Source organism: Prevotella communis (assembly GCF_022024175.1).
GTDB lineage: Bacteria > Bacteroidota > Bacteroidia > Bacteroidales > Bacteroidaceae > Prevotella > Prevotella communis.
Genome location: NZ_CP091794.1, coordinates 2498010 through 2520144, shown reverse-complemented (window position 1 = coordinate 2520144; position 22135 = coordinate 2498010). Strand labels below are relative to the sequence as shown.

The following is a 22135-nucleotide window of genomic DNA, read 5'->3' as shown; positions in this document are numbered from 1 at the left end:
CCCAAATTTTTTTCCTAATTTTGCAGAAAATATCGAAAATGAATATTCAGGAACTACAAAAACTATACGCCAATCATCCTCAGGTGGTAGCCTTGTCAAAAGCCATAGGAAAATCTTCGTTAAAGTCGATTTCCCTTGATGGCCTCCTGGCTTCTTCCGCGCCGTTGGCCTTTAGTGCCCTGTCGCTGAAGATAGAGTCACGCCTGCTTTTTGTTATGCAGGACGCCGAGGAGGCCGGTTATTTCTATCACGACCTTTGTCAGGTGATGGGCGACAAGCAAGTACTCTTCTTTCCTTCCAGTTATAAGCGTGCCATTAAATACGGTCAGAAAGACCCTGCCAGCGAGATTCTTCGCACGGAGGTGCTCTCCCAGGCGACGCATCATAACCTGTTGTATATCGTGACTTATCCCGAGGCACTTGCCGAGATGGTGGTGACGCGAAAACAGTTGGACGCCCGCCGGTTGACCCTGGAACAGGATCAGTCGATGAGTGTGGATGTTATCTGTAAGACATTGCGTGAGTTCGGCTTCCGTGAGGTTGACTATGTCTATGAGCCGGGACAGTTTGCCCTGCGTGGTTCTATCCTTGACGTTTATTCGTATAGTCATGAGTTCCCTTTCCGTATCGATTTCTTTGGCGATGATATTGACTCGATCCGTACCTTCGAGGTAGAAAACCAATTGTCGAAAGAGCGATGTGATCATGTGGATATTGTACCAGAACTGACAGCTGAGGAGGAGAAAGAGTCAATCTTGAAGTTCCTTCCAGATGATACTTTGCTGGTTACGAAAGACCTGCAGTTTGTCCGTGAGTCCATAGAACGCACCTATCAGGAGGGCTTCTCGCAACAGGCCATGCAGGAACGTATGGCAGAGGCAACGGAGATGGAACAGCGCCAGATTGAAAAAGAGATGCGGCGTGACAGTCAGATTATTACCGGCTCGCAGTTCGCTCTGGATGCTGAGCCGTTCCGCAAGATTCTGTTGAAAGATGAGAAAAGTTCTGCCGTTATACGCTTCAATATCAAGCCCCAACCGCTTTTCCATAAGAACTTTGAACTGTTGACGCAGACTTTGGAGGACTATCTGCTGCAGGGTTTCAAGCTCTATATCCTGGCTGACAGTGCCAAGCAGCAGGAACGTCTGAAAGATATCTTTGCAGAGATGAAACAAGGTGTAGAGTTTATTCCCGTGGATAAGACCCTGCACGAGGGATTTGTTGATGCTGACGGACGCCTGTGCCTGTTCACCGACCACCAGATATTCGACCGCTTCCATAAATATAACCTTAAGAGTGACAAGGCCCGTAGTGGTAAGGTGGCACTTACACTGAAAGAGATTCAGCAATTCGAGATTGGTGACTATGTGGTACATGTGGACCATGGTATCGGAAAATTCGGCGGACTGGTCAGAATGCCTTTGCAGAACGGCGGTTTTCAGGAGATGATTAAAATTATCTATCAGCGTGGTGATGCGATCTATGTCAGTATTCATTCTTTATACAAGGTATCGAAATACAAGTCGCAAGAAGATGGTCAGCAGCCCCGCATGTCGACATTGGGTACTGGTCAGTGGGAACGTCTTAAGGAACGTACCAAGAAACATATCAAGGATATTGCCCGCGACCTTATCAAACTCTATGCAGCCCGTCGTCATCAGAAGGGATTCGCCTTCAGTCACGATACCTACTTACAGCATGAACTCGAGGCTTCGTTCCTCTACGAGGATACCCCCGACCAGCTCAAGGCTACACAGGACGTAAAGGCTGATATGGAGATGCAGAAGCCGATGGACCGACTGGTTTGCGGCGATGTGGGCTTTGGTAAGACTGAGGTGGCCGTACGTGCTGCCTTCAAGGCTGCTGTTGATGGAAAACAGGTGGCTGTGATGGTGCCTACCACGGTGTTGGCCTATCAGCATTACCGTACCTTCCAGGGCCGACTGAAGGATATGCCTGTCCGGGTGGATTATCTTACCCGTGCTCGTACTGCGAAACAGACCACCGCGCTGCTGAAAGACCTGGAAGAGGGTAAGGTGGATATCCTTATCGGTACGCATAAACTTATTAGTAAGAGCGTGAAGTTCAAGGATCTGGGACTTCTGATTATCGATGAGGAACAGAAATTCGGCGTGTCCACAAAGGAAAAACTGCGTCAGATGAAGACGAATGTGGATACCCTCACAATGAGTGCTACGCCAATTCCGCGTACCTTACAGTTCTCACTTGTCGGGGCCCGTGACCTCAGCGTCATCCAGACGCCTCCTCCTAATCGTTATCCTATTCAGACGGAGATACACACTTTCTCTGCCGAGATTATCACCGATGCCATCAACTTTGAGATGAGTCGTAATGGACAGGTCTATTTCGTGAATAACCGTATCAGTGACCTGACGCATATTGAGGAGATGATTCATAAGTATATCCCCGATTGTCGTGTGGCCATCGGTCATGGTCAGATGAAACCCGAGGAACTGGAGAAGATTATTCTCGACTTCTCTAACTACGACTACGATGTGCTTCTGTCTACCACCATCGTGGAGAATGGTATCGATATCCCCAATGCCAATACTATTATTATCAATAGTGCACAGTACTTTGGTCTTAGCGACCTGCACCAGATGCGTGGTCGTGTAGGTCGTGGAAATCGTAAGGCTTTCTGCTACTTGTTGGCACCGCCATTGTCGGCTCTGCCTGTAGATAGTCGTCGCCGACTGGAAGCTCTGGAGAATTTCTCTGACTTAGGCAGTGGCATCAATATCGCCATGCAGGACCTTGATATCCGTGGCGCAGGTAACCTGCTGGGTGCTGAACAGAGTGGTTTTATCTCTGATTTGGGTTATGAGACCTATCAGAAGATTCTGAATGAGGCTATGGTGGAATTGAGGAATGAGGAGCAGACTAATCCCCAACCCCTCTCAGAGATGGAAGGGGGAAGTCAGGCTCAAGAGCAGGGACTGCCTTCGTCCCTCCCTCGCAGGGAGGGGACTGGGGAGGGGCTGCCGGGAGATGGGCCTTTTGTCTCCGACTGTAACCTTGAGACTGATCTTGAGATGTATTTCCCCGACCAGTATGTGCCTTCTGACTCTGAACGTATGCTGCTCTATCGTGAACTGGACAATACACGTAATGATGAGGAGGTTGAGGCTTATTGCAAACGCCTCATAGACCGTTTCGGTCCTTTGCCCCCACAGGCAGAGGAACTGCTGCATGTGGTTGCTTTGCGCCGGTACGGCAAGGCCCTGGGATGTGAGAAGATTATGCTTAAACAGGGACGTATGTTCCTTTATTTCGTAAGTAATGCCCGCAGTCCGTTCTATCAGAGTGAGGCTTTCGGACGTATCATAACCTATGCCACCACGAATGTGCGTCGCTGTAATCTGCGTGAGCAAAATGGAAAACGCTCTATGGTGATTACCGATGTGCCTACTGTAGGTGAGGCTGTGAAAGTATTGAAACAAATTTGAATGTGCCCATGAACTATCGATTATTCCTGGCCTTGACGGGTGCTGTGGCGGCTGCTGAGGCTGAGGCACAGAAAGCAACTCCCGAGCGTCCGAACATTATCTTTATCCTGGCCGACGATATGGGCTATGGTGATTTGTCGTGCTTTGGTTCGAAGCATGTGAAGACGCCAAATATCGACCGCCTTTCAGAGACAGGTACTACTTTTACGCAGTGTTATGCAGGTAGTGGCATATCGAGTCCTTCGCGCTGTTCACTGATGACAGGCAAGCATACTGGTAACACCCGTATCCGGGATAACCAATGTCCTGTTGGTGGTATTCAGGGTGTGAAGATTAATGCGAATGGTGATACGACCTATATCCGTCGTACCAATCTGATGCCTTCAGATACGACCATTGCTACCGTCCTGGGTACGGCAGGCTATCGTACCTGTTTGGTGAATAAATGGCATCTTGATGGTTACGACCCTACGGCTTCGCCCAATCATAGGGGTTTCGATGAGTTCTATGGCTGGACCATTTCTACGGTCCACTCAAATTCTCCATATTATTACCCCTACTATCGCTTTGTTGGAGATTCGCTGACTACCATCGAGGAGAATGCTCATGATGCTCATGTGCGTCATAATACTGATATCTCTACTGATGATGCGATTGCTTTCATCGGACGTAACAAAGAACGCCCGTTTTTCCTTTATCTGGCTTATGATGCGCCTCACGAACCTTATATCATCGATGAGACTTCATGGTATGACGGACAGCAGGACTGGTCAATGAATACCAAACGCTATGCTTCGCTGATTACTCATATGGATCGTGCCATCGGACGGTTGCTGGCTTATCTTGACCGGGAGGGGTTACGTGAGAACACGCTTGTGATCTTTGCCTCTGACAATGGTGCTGCCGTACAGGCTCCGATTGCAGAACTTAATTGCAATGCAGGCTTTCATGGACGTAAGGGACAACTCTATGAGGGTGGTATCCGTGTGCCTATGATTGTGAATCAGCCTGGTCGTGTGCCTGTACAGAAACTGCAGAACCTCATTTATTTCCCTGATGTGATGCCAACGTTGGCTGCCCTCACGGGTTCGGAAAATAGTTTACCTCAGGGAATCAACGGCATCAATATCTTGCCGCTTTTCTACGGACAACCCGTAGATACCGACCACCGTATGCTCTATTGGGAGTTCACGGGTAAACAACGTGCAGCCCGTCTGGGCGACTGGAAATGCGTTACCATTAAGAAGAATGCACCGTTGGAGCTCTATAACCTGAAGGATGATCCTGAGGAACGGCATAACCTGGCTGATGAATACCCTGAGATGGTGAAGCGTTTCGACGAGGAGATGCGTCGTATGCATCAGCCTTCCGAGTGCTGGCCGTTGGATGGAGAATAATTGGTGCGACATTTTGTCTGTGTTATGTGTCATTTTGACTTAACTTTTTGCGTTGGCATTGATGTTGCCTTATTGTAATCGAGCAAGATGCTCAAAACAATAGAAACAACATTGTAAAACCAATAAAAAAACATTAGGAGGACAAAATTATGACACCAATGATGAGAACAAACAATTGGATTCCAACAGTATTCAATGATTTCTTTGATACCGACTTTATGCCGCGTGCAAACTGCACAGCCCCGGCCATTAACGTAAAAGAGACTGACAAGGCCTACGTTGTAGAACTGGCTGCTCCGGGTATGAAGAAAGAGGATTTCAACGTGCATATCAATGATGAGGGCAACCTGATCGTTAAGATGGAAAAGAAAAACGAAAATAAGGAGGAAGACAAGAGTGCCCGCTATCTGCGCCGCGAGTTTTCATATTCAAAGTTTGAACAGACACTGTTGTTGCCAGACGATGTGAAACGAGAGGATATCAAGGCTCATGTGGAAAACGGCGTGCTGACGGTAGAATTGCCAAAGCAGGTGGAGGAAAAGGTGAAACTGAGCCGCCAGATTGAGATAGGATAAGCGGACACGTACTTGTCTGAATGAAGGATGAAAGGCAGCTGCAAATAAATGCAGCTGCCTTTTTACGTTTTTTCTGCTTTTTTTGTCGTTTTTCTTGGTTGAAAAGGAATTTATTGTTACTTTTGCAAGTGAATTATCGTGACTAAAAATTTGAAGGATGGAAAACAGAAGATTATTTGTATTATTCATAAGTGTATTCTTTGGTTGTGTGAGCCTGATGGCTGAGAAAAGCGAACTGCATCAGCGTGCAGAGGCTGAAGCTGCCAGTCATCATGTTGCCAGCGCCCGTTCTTTGTATATCCGTGCTTTTGAAGGTTATGTGGCTAAAGGTCAGATGGAGGATGGTGTGACATGTGGCGTGAAAGCTACGGTGCTATATTATCAGGAAAATTTCTGGAAAGAGGCTTTTGACTTGCTACGTCGTGTCGATCAGTCTATTGCTGCAGGTCATGGCATGGCCAGCAGTAAGGCAGCCTTGCGTTATCAGACTTCTAAAGAGCGCATGCAGATGTATATGAAGATGCGCAAGAGTGATCGTGTGAAGGAACAGTTGGCTGCGATGGAGGCAAACGTGAACCAGGCGAATGATGAGAGCCTGAAAAACGACCTGCTTTATCATAAGGCCATTTATTACTATACCTTCGGACAGACGTCACAGGGTAATGCTGTATTTAAGGAAATGGCTGCAAAACTGACCGCTGAAGGTGATTACGACAAGGTAGATAAGGTTTATCAGACTTTGTTGGCCAGCGGACGTCAGAGTAATAACGCTGGTATGCTGAATCAGGCATATAGCAGTTATATGGTATGGAAAGACTCTGTGACAGCGATTAAGACGGCAGCAGAACGCGATAGCCTGAAACAGGTGATTGCTAACAATGAGCAGATTATAGCTGATAAGGACGATTCGTTGTCGGCACGTCAGTTGACCATCTCAGGACTTATTGTGCTGGCTGTGGTGCTGGCGGTAGTGCTGGTATTGGGAGCTATGGTGCTGATGCGCTATATGGTGACCACCCGTAAGCAGAAGAAAACCATAGAACTGGCTAACGAGAGCAATGCCCTGAAGGCGAAGTTTATCAGCAATATCTCATCGCAGCTGGAGCCTACGCTGAATAAACTGGATGATTCGAAACCAGAGGTGAAGGCACTGCTGAGATTCTCAGAACATATCCAGACGTTATCGGACGTTGAGAATAAGTCGGCCGATACGGATGATTTCCAGGATACGCAGGTACAGCCTCTGTGCGAGAGCCTGATAGAGGAGATACAGCCAAAGGTGAAGGATAACGTGTCACTGACTATGACGGTGCCCAAGATGGAGGTGAAACTCCACAAAGAGTATATCACTTATGTCTTACGTCATTTGCTGAAAAATGCGGCAGTATATACGCCAGCAGAGGGAAAAATCACATTGGAGTTCAAAAAGCGCAGTCCTCATACCTATCAGTTCCTGATTACGAATACGGGTTCTGTGATTCCTCAGGAGAAACGTGAAGACGTGTTCAAGCCTTTCCTTGAGATAAAGGACCTGACTGAAGGTGACGGACTTGGATTGCCTATCTGTAAACAGATGGCTTTGAAGATGAATGCCGATCTGGATATTGATCCCGCATTTACCAAGGGTACGCGCTTCGTACTGAATCTACATGTGTAAATGATAACCATAAAACCTGACGATATGACTTTAACTCTAAGAAATGATATTCAGGATGTGCCGCTGCTGGCTGCATTCATAGATGAGGTCTGCGAGACCGCAGGCTTTAATGCCTCAGTTACCATGCAGATGAACCTGGCTATGGAAGAGGCTGTGGTCAACGTGATGAACTATGCTTATCCAAAAGGTGTGCAGGGTGATATAGTCATTGAAGCAGAGGAGATGGGTGATCGTGTGCGATTTGTTATTATTGATGGTGGCACGCCATTTGATCCAACAGCTGAGGCTGACGCTGATACGACGCTATCGGCAGAGGAACGTCCTATTGGTGGACTGGGTATCTTCCTGGTGCGCCAGTTGATGGATACCGTCAGTTATGAATATAAAGATGGTAAGAACAGACTGACACTCGTGAAGATAAAATAGAAAATAAATTCGAATAATCATAAAACGACTTAAAATTATGAAAACTACAATTTTGGAGAAGGATGGCGAGTTGGTCGCTGTGTTTGAGGGACGTTTGGACACTGCAGCAGCAGTAGAGACTGAGCAGGCTCTGAAGCCTCTGTATGATTGCACAGGCCATAACATCGTGTTCGATTGTAATAAACTGGAGTATATCTCTTCAAGTGGCTTGCGTTTGCTGCTTGGCGTACTGAAGAATGCCAAACCTAAGGGTAGCCGTGTGTTTATCACTGGTATCAATGATGATTTGCGTACGGTATTTGCCATGACAGGCTTTACCAATCTGTTTGAGTTTAAATGATACCTAAGCTGAATCCTCACGGAGAGGCACTCCTGCAACAGTTCAGGGAACAGGTGCCTGCTTTGGAACAGTTGTCAAAAACGGTCTACGACCAGTTGAGACAGGTGTTGCATGAGCAGTCTGTGGAACTGAGTGCCATAGAATATCGTGTGAAGACGGAACAGTCGTTGGCTGGGAAACTGGAGCGTAAAGGCGACAAATATGCGTCTTTAGAGGATATCACCGATTTGGTGGGATTACGCATCATCACTTTCTATACGGATGATGTTGACAAGGTGGCTGCTATCGTACAGCAGTTGTATGATGTAGACTGGTCCAACTCTATTGATAAGCGTAAGGCACATGAACTGACGAGTTTCGGTTATAACTCATTGCATTATATCTGTCGACTAAAAGAGGGGAGTGCTCCTTTCGAGATTCAGATGCGTACAGCCTTACAGCATGTGTGGTCAGCGATTGAACATGATATAGGATACAAGGGTGCTGTGAAGCTGCCACCGGAATACCGTCGTCAGTTCAGTAGATTGGCAGGTATGCTGGAACTGGCAGATGATGAGTTCAGCAGGTTGCGTACCACCATGACTGACTACCGCCGACAGGTGCAGGCTTTGGTGAAATCGGGTAAGTTGGATGAGGTGTTGCTAAGCACTGATTCCTTTAGTAGCTATCTGCAGATGCATCCTTTCAATAAGCTGAACCAGCGTATTGCAGCTGTGAATCAGGCTGAGATATTTCCAGCGTCTTTGATGCCGTATCTGCCCATACTCGAGGGCTTTGGATTAGAGACCCTGGGTGATTTGCAGCGCTTTATAGATAGTAATGGTGAGGAGGCTTATCAGTTGGCTGTGTCGCAACTGGCTATCACAGATTTGGATATCCTGGCTGAGAGTATCGGATTACAGAACCTCTGTCTTGTTCATATCCTGAAGACCGGGCGTGGTCGTGTAGGTCTGAGATGGTTCTATGACACGATTAACGGCACACATGATAGCAATGAGATGCTAGCGGATATGTTGTACGAACAAGTGGCTTCACTGCCCTTCGTAAAAAAATAAAAAAAAGTTTCGTTTCAGAATTGGAACGAAACTTTCTTTTATTTATATCAGTTGTCTTATTTCTGGTTGTCAAGTTCTGCCAGGTTTTCGGCAATCATCTCGTCGGTTACAGTGTAGTTCTGCAAATCACCCTTGATATAGGCCTCGTAGCTGGGCATATCGATGAGTCCGTGACCAGAGAGGTTGAACAGGATAACCTTCTCTTCGCCGGTCTCAATGCACTTCTTGGCCTCGCGGATGGTTGCGGCGATGGCATGAGTGCTCTCGGGAGCAGGGATAATACCCTCCGTGCGGGCAAAGAGCATACCTGCCTCGAAGGTCTCGAGCTGAGGAATATCTACACCGTGCATTAGACCGTCCTTAATCAACTGCGAGATAATCATGCCGGCACCATGATAGCGCAGACCGCCAGCGTGGATGTTGCTTGGCTTGAAGTTATGACCCAGTGTGAACATGGGGAGCAGAGGTGTGTAGCCTGCCTCGTCGCCAAAGTCGTAGCGGAACTGACCGCGGGTCAACTTAGGACAGCTGTCGGGCTCGGCGGCAATGAATTCTGTGTGACGCTCACCGCTCAGGTTGTGGCGCATAAAGGGGAAAGAGATACCACCGAAGTTACTACCGCCACCGAAGCAGCCAATCACGATATCAGGATATTCTCCTGCCATCTGCATCTGCTTCTCGGCCTCCAAACCGATGATGGTCTGGTGCAGACCAACATGATTGAGCACAGAACCGAGTGTATATTTGCAATTGGGAGTTGTTGTTGCCAGTTCCACGGCTTCAGAGATAGCAGTACCCAAAGATCCGCTGTGGGTAGGATCCTTGGTCAGGATATCCTTACCAGCACGGGTTGACATAGAGGGTGAACCCTCGACAACAGCACCAAATGTACGCATGATGCTTGAGCGATATGGCTTCTGCTGCATGGTAATCTTTACCTGATAGACAGCGCAATCCAAACCGTAGATCTTAGCGGCATAGCTTAAGGCTGCTCCCCACTGACCGGCACCAGTCTCTGTGGTAACGTTTGTGGTACCTTCCTGCTTGGCGTAGTAGCACTGGGGAAGGGCTGAATTGATTTTGTGCGAACCCAGAGGGTTGGTAGATTCATTCTTAAAATATATGTGGGCGGGTGTGCCAAGTGCCTCTTCAAGTGCATAGGCACGAACCAGCGGGGTAGAGCGGTAATACTTGTACTTCTCCAGTACGTCTTCAGGAATATCTATCCAGCGATGTTCGGTATCGAGTTCCTGCACACAGCACTCACGGGGGAAGATGTGTGCTAAGTCGTCAACGCCAAGGGGCTGCTTGGTAGCAGGATGGATAGGAGGCAGAGGCTTGTTGGGCATGTCGGCCTGGATGTTATACCACTGTGTGGGAATCTCACTTTCCTGAAGGATAAATTTCTTTTGTTTGCTCATACGTTTTTATTATTGGTTTAGTATTTTGCGATGCAAAGTTATAAAATAATTATCAATTATCAATTAACAATTATCAATTATTTTGTAACTTTGCCGACTGTTATGTGGATAATTGTAATTATATGCATCTATTTTGCTGCTTTGATGTTCATCAGCAGGTTGACTCAGAGACGTGCAGATAATCAGACTTTTTTCCGGGCTGAGCGTCGTTCGCCATGGTACATGGTGGCTTTTGGCATGGTAGGGGCGTCGATATCAGGTGTAACGTTTGTCAGTGTTCCTGGTATGGTGCTCTCGTCGCAGATGACATATCTGCAAGTGTGCCTGGGTTTTATCGTAGGCTATCTCGTTGTGGCGTTTGTGCTGTTGCCTGTCTATTATAAATTGAATCTGACGTCTATCTATATGTATCTGGGACAACGGCTTGGCCGGCAATCCTATCAAACAGGCGCATGGTTCTTTTTATTGTCGAAGATGGTGGGAGCGACCATCAAATTCTATGTGGTATGCATGGTATTGCAGCAGTTCGTCTTTGAAGCATTGGGCGTGCCTTTTATGGTGAGCGTATTGGTTCTTGTACTGTTGATTTGGCTGTATACACGAAAGGGTGGGGTGCGTACGCTTGTGTTTACAGACGTGTTTCAGACATCGTGTCTTTTTGTTGCCTTACTCCTTATTATATATATGGTGATGCTTCAGATGGATTTCTCGCTCACTGATGTGTTGGGAGCGTTATACACGGATGAACGCAGTAGAGTGTTTGAGTTTGATGACTGGACATCCCCGCGCTATTTCTGGAAACAGTTCCTGAGTGGTGCTTTTATCGTGGTTGTGATGACTGGACTGGATCAGGATATGATGCAGAAAAACCTGACTTGCCGGTCATTGCGTGAAGCGCAGAAGGATATGTGTTCCTACGGTGTTGCCTTTGTGCCTGTAAACCTGCTCTTCCTGACATTGGGCGTATTACTGGCACAGCTCTTTGAGAGTCAGGACGTAGCGTTACCTGCAAAGGGAGATGAATTACTTCCTCTATATGTTGAGCATACTTCTTCTTTCTTCCATATAACCTCCTACCTCTTTGTGCTCGGCATCGTGTCGGCTTCCTTCTCCAGTGCCGACTCGGCGCTGACATCGCTCACGACCAGCTATTGCGTGGATATCAAGGGAAGGGCTCATGATGAGCAGCTCAGAAAACGGTCGCATTTGATAATTTGCTTGTTGTTTGCAGTAATGATTATCGTGTTTCATTTGCTGAACAATAAGTCGCTGATAGATGCAATTTATACGATCGTATCGTATACTTATGGTCCTTTGTTGGGACTCTTTGTCTTTGGACTCTTTACAAAACGCTTGGTAAACGATAGGTGGACGCCCGTTGTCTGTGTAATATCACCATGCTTCTGTTATGCTATCGACAGTATGGCACAGATACTTTGGGGATACCATTTCGGATACGAATTACTGATGGTCAACGGGCTGCTGACTTTTCTTGGGCTTTGGCTATTATCTCGCTCGGCTGAATGCCAAAGTCCTTCTTGAAGCAGGTGGCAAAGTATTTGGGATCCTTGAACCCCACCATGTAGGCGAGGTCGCTCACCCGGATATCGGGTTGGCTCTCTGCTAATCGCTTGGCTTCGTTCATGCGTATGGTGCGAATATAGTTATTGATATTCATGCCCGTCAGTGCACGAAGTTTATTATAGAGCGTAGAACCTGAGGCTCCCATTTCTGCAGCAAAGGTGTCACGGTCGAATTCACTGTCGTCCAGATGTTTCATCACGCATTCCTTGGCTTTCAGAATGAATTCCTCGTCAGCGGTAAGTGGACGGTCTTTGTTTTCCTCTTCAGTAGCAGCTCTTTCTCCTACAATTCGCTTGCGGTTCTCGATAATGTTGTTGATACGTAGTTCGAGGTCGCCCAAACGGAATGGTTTGGTGATAAAGTCATCGGCACCTATGAGCATTGATTCCTTGCGTGCTTCATCACTGGTCTTAGCTGATATAAGGATGACGGGCAAGTGATGCATATCTTCATTACTCTTGATGAGTCGAGTCAGTTCGTTACCATCCATTTCTGGCATTGTCACGTCAGAAATAATCATGTCGAGATCCCGGGTCTTTATAATCTCCAGAGCCTGTTGACCGTTTGTGGCTGTTTGGATATTATATTTGCTGCTCATGAGTGTTTTCATCAGCATAAGCAGTTCCTCGTTGTCCTCTACGAGCAGGATATTATAGAATTCTTCTTTTTCTTCGTAGGCAGTAGGTGTCACAAGTTGCTCTGGTATGTCTTCCAGTGCACGAATATCGATAATGGTTTTGCGTGGTTTGGTAGGATCGAAGTCGTGTTGTTCGTCAATCTGTGAGGGCGTAAATGCATCTTTGCCGATAGGAAGAGTTACTGTGAAAGTGGTGCCCTTGCCTTCTTCGCTCTTGCAATGGATGGTGCCATTGTGCAGAAAGACCAACTCGCGTGTGAGTGCCAGTCCGAGACCAGTGCCGTTGACTCTCATCCAACGGTAATCGCCATCATAGAAGCGATGAAACAGATGTTTGAGCCTGTTAGCTGGGATGCCGATTCCATTATCGCTCACCTCAATGGTGACTTGATTGAAGTCTTTGTTGGTCCATACCTTGAGGGTTACAATGCCTTGGGCATTTGTGAATTTTGCGGCGTTTGACAGGAGGTTATAGATAATCTTGTCTACTTTGTCGGTATCAATCCATCCCATCATGGACTGTGGGTTGCATTGTATATCGAAAGTAAGTCCTTTTTTATACATCAATGGTTCAATGCTTAGGGCTGTCTCACGAATATAGGCTATGACATCTCCTTGTGATACGCGAAGTCTTAGCTCTCCCGCTTGCGACTTGCTCGTTTCAAGAATCTCCTGGAGCAGGCGCGTCATACGTTCAATATTGAGTTCCATCAAAGCATAGTCCTTTGTGTGTTGAGGTTCCTGAGCGCGTAATTTTTCTATGGATGCAGAAATCACGGTGAGTGGTGTCAGTAATTCATGGGAAATGTTGGTAAATACCTCGTTCATCTGTAGCCGATGATGTATCTTGACACTTCTTCTATATACGAGCCAACCGATGACGACTAGTAGAATCGTCATAATAATGATGACCATAATAATTTCGTTGTTCATGGGTTGGTAGTTTTAAGTTTAAATTTCGACAGCGAAATTACGAATATTTTTCAAAAAGTGCAAGTTTTCTTTTCAAAAAGTGCTTATTAAGGTTTATTTTTCGTTAATTTGGGTGGAAAAATCGATAAAAAGTAATTTTTAAACTATAATTAACAAAACTTCAACCTATCTTTCCAATGAAATTGTTATCTTTGCAACGTAAAAAGATTTTTAATGGTTAAGGTTTATGGTTGATTAATTTAGTTATGAAAAAGCCTCGTTGTGAAACGAGGCTTTTTTGCGTTTTATGCTAATAAGTATCTTTCTGCTTCTATTGCAGCCTGACAACCTGTACCTGCCGCACTGATTGCCTGGCGATAGGTGGGGTCAGCGCAATCGCCTGCTACGAATATTCCAGGAATCTTTGTTTTGGGTGTACCGTCTATCTTTTTCAGGTAGCCTACCTCGTCGGTTTCAAGCCATTCCTTGAATATGTCTGTATTGGGTTTGTGTCCGATAGCCAGGAAGAATCCGTCAATGGCAATGTCTACAAATTGTTCGTCGGGCTCGCCCTTGCGCTTTACCAGATGGGCACCTTCTACACCGTCTTCTCCAAAGAGTCCGATAGTGTTATGCTCGAACAGGATCTCAATGTTCTCGCGTTCCATAACGCGTTGCTGCATGACTTTTGAAGCGCGCAGATAGTTCTTGCGTACAATCAGGTATACTTTTTTGCATAGACCGCTCAGATAGAGGGAGTCTTCACATGCGGTGTCGCCACCACCTACTACTGCTACGGTCTTCTTGCGATAGAAGAATCCGTCGCAGGTGGCGCAAGCGCTTACACCCATGCCGTTGTATTTGCGCTCATCGTCGAGTCCCAGGTATTTGGCTGATGCTCCAGTGGCGATAATCACTGTGTCGGCTTCAATCTCGTTGTTAGAGTCGTCCCATGCTTTATAGGGAGCCTTAGAGAAATCAACCTTTGTGATTACACCATCACGGATATCTGTGCCAAAGCGTTCTGCCTGTTCGCGCAGGTCCATCATCATCTGATTGCCATCCACGCCGTTGGGATAGCCAGGGAAATTCTCTACCTCGGTAGTCTGTGTGAGCTGACCGCCAGGCTGCATACCGCTATATTCTATGGGATTCAGATTGGCTCTGGATGCATAGATTGCTGCTGTATAGCCTGCAGGACCGCTACCAATAATCAAGCATTTCGTCTTCATAACTATGAACTATGAATTATTTCAGCAGTTCTTCAATCTGCTTGGCAATGTTTTCAATTTTCTCAGTTGGCTCGAAGCGGGCGATAACCTGACCTTTCTTGTTGATAAGGAATTTAGTGAAATTCCATTTGATGTCGGCAGATTCTTTGTAGTTGGGATCTGCCTTTGACAACATATCGTCGAGAATATGGGCAATGGGGTGGGTCATATCCCAACCGGCAAAACCCTTTTGTTCTTGCAGGAACTTATACAGTGGTTCGGCATCGTCGCCGTTTACTTTAACTTTCTTAAAGCGTGGAAATTCTGTTCCGAAGTTCAGCTTGCAGAACTCGTGAATGCTCTCGTCGGTTCCGGGAGCCTGCTGGCCAAACTGGTTGCAGGGAAAGTCCAGGATCTCGAAGCCCTGACTATGGTACTGTTCGTACAGTTTCTCCAGTTCTTCATACTGAGGTGTAAAACCGCACTTTGTGGCAGTGTTTACGATGAGCAGCACTTCGTTGGCGTACTCTTTCAGCGAAACGTCCTTGCCTTTTCTGTCTTTGACAGTAAAATCATAAACAGTTTTCATTGTTTTGTGAGTTGTATTAATTTAAATGATTGTTTATAGTCCCCATTTGATTGTGGCAAACGACTTCTCGACCTCGTTCTCTGTGGCGTCGGGCAGGTTACAGAAGAAGTCAATGCCGGTAAGTGCCTCCAGGTTATCTATGCTCATGGCATATTTGCTGAGCTCGTCACCTGAATGGTCTATGTTGTCGTGCTCAAGCCAGAAGCCAATGGCCTGATAGGTGGTCTTGGTTTTCATCAGCAGAGCAACGAAGAAATACTTAGGAATAGGTAGTTGTCCCTTAATCTTACCTTGTGGATAACGACTATTCTTTAGTAGCATATCTTCTTCGATGGTTCCACCTTTTACAATATATAATGTGTCGCATCCGCTACTGCGTCCCCAGTTGCGTACTTTGCTTTCCAATCTGCACCAAGGACTGTCGTATTTGTCTTCATTGCCAGCATTAAACATGTAATACTGGGGCTGCATATTCGTGTAGTAGAACGTCTGGTGATTGGCAGTCTTTGAATATTGTCTGTCAGCCGATGCACAAATGTGTCCACGAGTAAAGCCAGAACCTTTATAGTAACTATATGTGTCTGAAACTCTGTAAGATGTGGGCAGGTCTGGATCTTCTTCAAATCTGCCATCATATCCTGCAGAGCCCGTCTGGCCTTTATGGATACGATAGGCTGTCCATCGCTGGGCTTTTTTGTCTGCATCCCATTCAACGATGAAGTTCACGCCTTCTTTGTGTGTGGTAGAATGAACCAATACGATACAGCCATTCTTTAGGTGAGGCATCTCCAAACGAGATGCTTCCTTGACAATGTTTGTGGCGTTTTGGTTGCTGTTTGTTAAGTCGTAAACCTTGGAGTCGTCATCATCACTACACGATGTTGCTATCAGGCATACCGATAGGAATAAGGTTAGTTTCAGACTAAGGGTCTTGAGAGTCGTCATCTTTTCGTTTTTGTGATTAGTCAATGAAGGTGCGTACAAGGCATATGCAACTACCCTGGACGCACCTTCGCGTAAGTGTCATTTCCTAGAAATATCTTACTTCTTCGAAGCCTTACCGTAGCGGCTCATGAACTTATCGACGCGACCAGCGGTGTCGACGAGCTTGCTCTTACCAGTGTAGAAGGGGTGAGAGCTGCTTGAGATTTCAACTTTTACCACGGGGTAAGTTTCGCCTTCGAACTCTACAGTGTCGTTAGTCTTAGCAGTAGACTTCGTAAGGAACATATCGCCGTTGGACATGTCCTTGAACACGACGGGGCGATAGTTTTCGGGATGAATTCCTTGTTTCATTTCTTTTTGTATAATTGATGATAAATAATAATTCTGTGCGCACAATGCGCCAATCAGGGTGCAAAGGTACGAACTTTTTTTGATTCCTGCAAACTTTTGGCTTCTTTTTCTATGTTAAGGAAAAATAAACGGGCTGCATCCGTTGTGGATACAGCCCGTATGATAAATAGAGAAACTCTTATTTGCGACGGCTGGCAGCTGTCTGAGAGTTGAGCTTCACTAAGTAGTTCTTCTTGCTGGCAAATTCGGGAGTGTTACCATTGTAGTTCACTACCTTGCCGCAAACAATTACTTCGTCGCCTACTTGAACCTGTGTGTTGCCTTCAACCCAGGGTTGATTGCCGAAGTAATAGCAGCTGTATGCGATAAACTCCTTGCCACCCGTAGCACCATCGTCAGAGATGTTAAAGGTAGCAGTTCCATACTGAGCACTGAAAGTGAATTTGATGCTGGAAATTTTTCCCTTAACATAGTAGTCGGCTTCAGATGTCACTCCTTTTTCCATGGCTGCTACGGCGTCGTATGCCTGAGATGCAGTCAGAGGATTATCGAGTGTTCCTGTGGTATTTGTGTTACCACTATTGCTACCATTGCTATGAGATACAAGGTAGTTGTTCTTGTCGAACTCAGGTGTTCCGTTGTAGTCCTTCAGTTTTCCTGCAACGACAACTTCGTCGCCTATGGCAAGATTTTCAAGTGCAGTAAACTGCTCCTTGTTAAGGTTAAGTCCGCTGTATACCTGCAATTTGGTGCTACCATCCTTGCTGTCAGAAATCCAGTATGTGATAGAGCCATAAGTGCTATTGAATTTGTCCAGCTGAACAATAATACCCTTAACGAAAGCCTCGTCTGGCAGTGCTCCTGAATTGATGGCGTTGATGGCTGCAACAACATTCCAGGGGTCAGCTTGTGTACCGCTACCCTTTGCTTCTCCGCTTGGGGTGTTTCCGCTTTCTGGCTTAGTGCCAATCTCAGTGCCATTAAGAATTGCGTAAGTCACACTCTTGATACCAGTCACGCTGAAATACTTTTCAATGTTACCGTAGAGGGTTACTTCCTTTTTGTAGTTTCCTGCATTATCCACGAGGTTAAGTGAGCTGCGTACATCGCCAGTAGGCAGTTGTACAGGCATACACTTGGTAATGTCGGTCTCATCAGCAGAAGCAGCAACCAGAATGTTTGATACAGTAGCGGTTTCTGCACTAAACTTAGCGTCTGTTGTTGCCTTACCATCAATACTACCAACGATGTATCCTTTCACGAACACGCCAGTGCCACTGCCAGCTGCAAGAGCTGCTGTTACATTATATGGAGAATCGATAGTACCCTTACCGTCGCCATTGTCACCGGATGTGTTGCCGCTATCACTTGTGGTTCCATTATGTGAATAAATGTATGTGCCAGTGGTAAACTCAGGAGTATCTCCTTTGTAATTTACAACTGAACCACACATAATCACTTCGTCACCTGCCTTGAGCTGGTCTGTAGAGGTGAACTTCTGATCGTTCAGATAATTTGAACGGTAAACCAAAAGTGAGTTGGTTCCGTTTTTGTCATCAGCAATAGTAAATTGTGCATTCAGATAAGTTGCGTCAATTCCTTTGCCGAGGTCAGAAATATATCCTTTTACGTAAATCTTGTCAGAGTTGACGTCTGCGCCAAGTTCGTTGATAAGTTTCAACGCGGCTGCCACATTGTATGGGTCCTCAACGGTACCACTACCTGCGGGGTCGATGGTAACCTCTTCTCCTGAGTTGAATGAGTCATACGGATTGTTGTATGGCTCGGGCACATCTTCACATGCAGTGAAGGTGAATGCTGCGATGGTCATAGCCATCATTGATTTGAAAATCTTATTCATAGTTTTATTCTTTTTTTCTGTTAACAAAATAGGTTTTACTTCACTTCTTCAATGTCGCTCAGCGAACGCATGATGAGCTCCCACTGGTCGCGCTGGCCTTTCTTGTTGCAATAGTGCTTCAAGACACCAGTAACATTGACTTTACCAGTAGGCAGCTTCATTGCTGCGAAATCTGCGTAGCTGCTGGTGTAGATCTGTACAGCAACACCATCATTTGTGTCAGAGATCTGCTCATTGAAATACCAAGAGGTTGAGAAACCTGGGATAACAAAAGCTGATTCACCAGGAACAAACTTGATACCGTCGTGATAAGTGCCGTTTTCTCCTTCTTCAGAATTGAAGTAACCTGCCTGCTTAATGGTGACATTCTTGATGGTACCCAGTTTGCCTGCATCCATCGTCAAGTCCCAAGTGGTAGGAGTGCTACCATCGGCAAAAAGTTCTGGAGTTACGTGCTCACGATAGCCAGTGTAGGTGAAGTGCTGCTGCCACAATGCACGGGGCATACGGCTGACGCTAACTTCGCCATCCTTACTTGTGTAAGGTGTACCAATTGTAGCAGAGCGACGGTAGTTACCAATGCAGAGTCCTTTCAGGTCAATCAGAATCTCGGTACCCACGGGGAGGTAACCAAAGATGCCGCCCTGAGAGATGCCGATGAAAATACCACCGGTTTTATCCTGCACGCAGATTTCATTGTACATATTTCCCTCGATATCATTGGCTGTTACTACAACCTTGAGCTGCAGGTCTTCATCAATCTGCTTGTAGACACCCAGTGTTGATATCTCGTTCTTGTATTTTGTCTTCAGATCCTTGACGGTGATGACATTAGCCTCCTTGATGTCGGAATTACCGTAAATGGTGTCCTTGGCTGCAGGCTCGTCCCAATCGCCGTCCATACATCCTGTAAACACACCGCATACAAGTGCTAATAATAAATAATGTATCTTTTTCATACTTTCTTAATGCTTAAATCGTGACTATCTATTAGAACTTATATGCAATGTTGAGCATACCGTTGATGCCGTAAGCATAGAACTTCATGGGGTTCTTTGAGAACTTATAGGCACGTACGTTTCCGCTAGCAGTGTAGTCGGAACGGCTCTGCTCGTAACCGCCAGTTACAATGTTCTGGTTGTTCAGCAGGTTAGTAACCGACAGGTTGATGCTCATAGAGCGACCTCTCTTCAGGTTGATGCTCTTGCCGATAGAGGCGTCAAGCATGAAACCACCGTGACCCTTGGCCTGTTCTACGGCGCTCTCCATCACGTTGCCATTAGCATCGTACACATTGTGCTCAATCTTCTCGCGAGCTGCCAATGTTGAAGAGTAACGGTAAGAGGGTGAGTAGCCAAGGTAAATACGATCGTAGTAATTACCGTTCAGGTCAATGAACCAACCGCCTTTGTGGTAGCTCAGAACCAGACTCAGTGCTGTGAGGGGAGTACCAGATTCGCGCATGTTTTTATTATATACTACCTCTGGCTTGTTGTCGTTAGCATCATTGAAGGTACCCTTTGTGCTGCTCATGTACCAAACCTGGGCATTGTTAGTGTTGCGAGCCTCGCTGATAGTACCGAGCGTCTTCAGGTTGATAGCGTCGGTGAGCTTGAAGTTCAGACCCCATTCTACGCCGTAGTACTCTTTTGAGATGCCTGTCATTGAAACATAAGAGAATGAGTTGATATCGTCAAAGTAGAAGTTCTGCCACTCAGTAGCGTCTTCAACGATAGCACCATATGCCATGATGTTAGCTTTCAACCATGAGTTCTGCATCTGGTAGCCAATCTCGGCAGAGTAGTTCTTCTCGTTCTTCAGGTCAACCACGAAGTCATTGTTCATCTCAGGTGAAACGAAGGCAGACTGTGCCTGTGGAGCACGAACCTCTACGCCGACACCACCATTGATAGAGTGACCATGTCCGAGATTGATAACGGCGCCTGCCTTACCGCCACCTTCTAGGAAGTGGGCAGTCTTGCTCTTGCCGTAAGAGTTGTTGAGGAACATACCGTTGCGCATCTTGCCTTCACGCTGCATCTCGACACCGCCAATGCGACCGCTAACGAAAGCGTGGGTGTTGCCTGCAATGTCAGCGGCATAGGTCATCCAAACGTTGGCCTTGTTGACAAAGATATTGTAGTCGTAGCCAAATCTGTCGCCTTCGCGAACAACGGCATTAGGATGGTTTGCGTCATACTGAACCTCAGGATCCAGTGCTGAATAGTTGCCGATAGCGTAGGTGTTGATGTTGTGATAAACACTGGCACCCAGCAGGTCGTCCATTGTCTGGTAGTGCATACCCTTGTTGGTAGCCAGCTGGAATCCCATGTTCAGACGCTGGTCTTTGTTCAAGTCAAAGTTCAGGTTTGATGCAAGGGCAACATTCAGGTTGTCATTGTGCTTAGCCTGAATGAAGTACATGGCGTCTGCACCCTGCAAGGCAGCGTTGCGGTTGGCCAGGTACAACTTGTCGAAGTCAATCTGACGGTCGCGCTGGTAACCTGACATCAGGTTCTTGGCACGCAGCCAGTCGCTGGCACACTGCTCTGTACGGTTGTTGACATCGCTCTCATCCCATACGTCGAAATAACTACTTGGCAGGTTCTTCCAGTAGTTGGGGTGTGGGTTGTCTGAATTGTTGTAGTTGAGCTTGGTGCTCTTGTACATAGAATAGCGTCCGGTCAATGTGGTCACCAATTTCATCTGGTCGTTGATCTGCCAGTCCCAAGTAAACATGGCTGTGGGAGCGAAATCATTAACTACACGGGAGTTGCGCTTCTTGCCGTTCTGGAAACCCCAGTTAGGGTTGTAAAAACGGTTGTTAGCCAACCAATACATTTCGTCAGTGGCTGCACCCTGAGAGGCACGCTCTGTGGGGTTGCCCCAAGTTACCAGTGAAATGTGGTGCTGGTCGTTGATGAATTTCTCTGCGCCGAAGAAGTAGCTCAGTGCGTTGTAGAATGTTCCTTCAACATAAGACGTGCTCATGTTTGCCCAACGGTAAGTCAGGTTGGCAGAGTAAGCCCAGCCGTTTTCCTTGACGCCGCTGTTGTAGGTGTACATGCCACGAAGGGTGTAGTTGCGGTTAGCACCTGACAGCGTGAAACGGTGCCCTGTAGCAAAGGCAGAGGGACGGAAGTTGTAGTTGTTAGAACCGGCCATGCCACTCATAGAGAAGTTGTTGTCTTCGAAGGGCAGTGAGTTTTCCACGCCACGTGTCTGCTGGTTCAGACCACCAACGATAGAATAACGGAACTGACCTGTCTCCATGTCATTCATCTGCACACCATTGATGTAGATGTCATTGTACTTTTGGTTCAAAGCACGGTAGCGGAAGCGCATAGGGCTGAACAGATAGCCTACTTGTGAGGCGTAAATGTTTGAGTTTGAACCTGTGATAGTCACGTTCTGCGACATATCGTCGTCCTCGCCCAACTGTGCTTCCGTGAAGGTGAATGCTTGCTCGTCCTGCACGCCCAGAGAGTCAATCTCTGTCTGAGCCATTGCAACGGGAGCGACACAAAGCGCCATCATCACGAATTTCAGCTTTTTATTCATAGAACTTTTTTAAGATTAAATTAATTATAGTTGTGTGCAAAGATACATTAAAATTATGTAACAACAAAGTATTTTATAAAAAAGTTTTCTCAATTACAAAATATGTGGTGAAATTGTATTGTTTATCAGAATTTTTTGTAACTTTG

At 46.4% G+C, this 22135-nt stretch carries 17 protein-coding genes; 8 read left to right on the top strand and 9 right to left on the bottom strand.

Annotated features, from left to right (window positions below; translation table 11 throughout):
• Window positions 1–38: 38 nt before the first annotated feature.
• The 7 genes from mfd (at window position 39) to L6466_RS10240 (ending at window position 8917) form a co-directional block, all read left to right on the top strand.
• Window positions 39–3467: a transcription-repair coupling factor gene (gene mfd, locus L6466_RS10270; protein WP_237795486.1), complete on the top strand. Its 3429-nt coding sequence runs from the start codon at window positions 39–41 to the stop codon at window positions 3465–3467.
• Between the two features lie 8 nt (window positions 3468–3475).
• A complete protein-coding gene (locus tag L6466_RS10265) occupies window positions 3476–4864 on the top strand; it encodes a sulfatase-like hydrolase/transferase (RefSeq protein ID WP_237795488.1) in 1389 nt (462 codons plus the stop codon).
• A 149-nt stretch (window positions 4865–5013) separates the two neighbouring features.
• Window positions 5014–5439: an Hsp20/alpha crystallin family protein gene (locus L6466_RS10260; RefSeq protein ID WP_091851455.1), complete on the top strand. Its 426-nt coding sequence runs from the start codon at window positions 5014–5016 to the stop codon at window positions 5437–5439.
• Window positions 5440–5596: 157 nt separating this feature from the next.
• Window positions 5597–7096 carry a sensor histidine kinase gene (locus L6466_RS10255; RefSeq protein WP_237795496.1) on the top strand — a complete coding sequence of 500 codons (1500 nt, stop codon included), beginning with the start codon at window positions 5597–5599 and terminating at the stop codon, window positions 7094–7096.
• A 24-nt stretch (window positions 7097–7120) separates the two neighbouring features.
• Window positions 7121–7522 (top strand): ATP-binding protein, encoded by a 402-nt coding sequence (locus tag L6466_RS10250; protein ID WP_176944262.1) that lies wholly within the window; start codon window positions 7121–7123, stop codon window positions 7520–7522.
• Window positions 7523–7559: 37 nt separating this feature from the next.
• Window positions 7560–7862 carry an STAS domain-containing protein gene (locus L6466_RS10245; protein ID WP_091816281.1) on the top strand — a complete coding sequence of 101 codons (303 nt, stop codon included), beginning with the start codon at window positions 7560–7562 and terminating at the stop codon, window positions 7860–7862.
• Complete coding sequence (locus L6466_RS10240) at window positions 7859–8917, top strand: GTP pyrophosphokinase (RefSeq protein ID WP_091816277.1); 1059 nt, start codon at window positions 7859–7861, stop codon at window positions 8915–8917. Before L6466_RS10245 ends, L6466_RS10240 begins: the two co-directional genes overlap by 4 nt.
• Before the next feature lie 56 nt (window positions 8918–8973).
• On the opposite strand, the gene L6466_RS10235 is transcribed toward L6466_RS10240, so the two are convergent.
• On the bottom strand, window positions 8974–10338 hold the full coding sequence (locus tag L6466_RS10235; RefSeq protein ID WP_091816274.1) for a TrpB-like pyridoxal phosphate-dependent enzyme: 1365 nt from the start codon (window positions 10336–10338) through the stop codon (window positions 8974–8976).
• 102 nt (window positions 10339–10440) lie between these two features.
• On the opposite strand from L6466_RS10235, the gene L6466_RS10230 reads away from it, so the two are divergent.
• Window positions 10441–11880, top strand: a complete 1440-nt coding sequence (locus tag L6466_RS10230; RefSeq protein ID WP_237795497.1) for a sodium:solute symporter — start codon at window positions 10441–10443, stop codon at window positions 11878–11880.
• Here the strand turns inward: L6466_RS10230 and L6466_RS10225 are convergent.
• The 8 genes from L6466_RS10225 to L6466_RS10190 all read right to left on the bottom strand — a co-directional run bounded on the left by L6466_RS10225 (window position 11810) and on the right by L6466_RS10190 (window position 21989).
• Window positions 11810–13492 carry a hybrid sensor histidine kinase/response regulator transcription factor gene (locus L6466_RS10225; RefSeq protein WP_091851463.1) on the bottom strand — a complete coding sequence of 561 codons (1683 nt, stop codon included), beginning with the start codon at window positions 13490–13492 and terminating at the stop codon, window positions 11810–11812. The genes L6466_RS10230 and L6466_RS10225 overlap by 71 nt on opposite strands.
• Before the next feature lie 284 nt (window positions 13493–13776).
• Window positions 13777–14703: a thioredoxin-disulfide reductase gene (trxB, locus tag L6466_RS10220; RefSeq protein WP_237795499.1), complete on the bottom strand. Its 927-nt coding sequence runs from the start codon at window positions 14701–14703 to the stop codon at window positions 13777–13779.
• A gap of 16 nt (window positions 14704–14719) precedes the next feature.
• Window positions 14720–15271, bottom strand: coding sequence for a glutathione peroxidase (locus L6466_RS10215; protein WP_091816265.1), 552 nt, complete (start codon window positions 15269–15271; stop codon window positions 14720–14722).
• A 33-nt stretch (window positions 15272–15304) separates the two neighbouring features.
• The gene (locus L6466_RS10210) at window positions 15305–16216 is read right to left on the bottom strand and encodes a DNA/RNA non-specific endonuclease (protein WP_237795501.1); all 912 of its coding nucleotides are present in this window, start codon (window positions 16214–16216) and stop codon (window positions 15305–15307) included.
• Between the two features lie 96 nt (window positions 16217–16312).
• Window positions 16313–16567 (bottom strand): type B 50S ribosomal protein L31, encoded by a 255-nt coding sequence (locus tag L6466_RS10205; RefSeq protein WP_091816260.1) that lies wholly within the window; start codon window positions 16565–16567, stop codon window positions 16313–16315.
• Between the two features lie 178 nt (window positions 16568–16745).
• Window positions 16746–18428, bottom strand: coding sequence for a DUF6359 domain-containing protein (locus L6466_RS10200; protein WP_237795503.1), 1683 nt, complete (start codon window positions 18426–18428; stop codon window positions 16746–16748).
• 35 nt (window positions 18429–18463) lie between these two features.
• The gene (locus tag L6466_RS10195) at window positions 18464–19387 is read right to left on the bottom strand and encodes a DUF5689 domain-containing protein (protein ID WP_091851473.1); all 924 of its coding nucleotides are present in this window, start codon (window positions 19385–19387) and stop codon (window positions 18464–18466) included.
• Between the two features lie 31 nt (window positions 19388–19418).
• Window positions 19419–21989 carry a TonB-dependent receptor gene (locus L6466_RS10190; RefSeq protein WP_091851475.1) on the bottom strand — a complete coding sequence of 857 codons (2571 nt, stop codon included), beginning with the start codon at window positions 21987–21989 and terminating at the stop codon, window positions 19419–19421.
• Window positions 21990–22135: the final 146 nt, after the last annotated feature.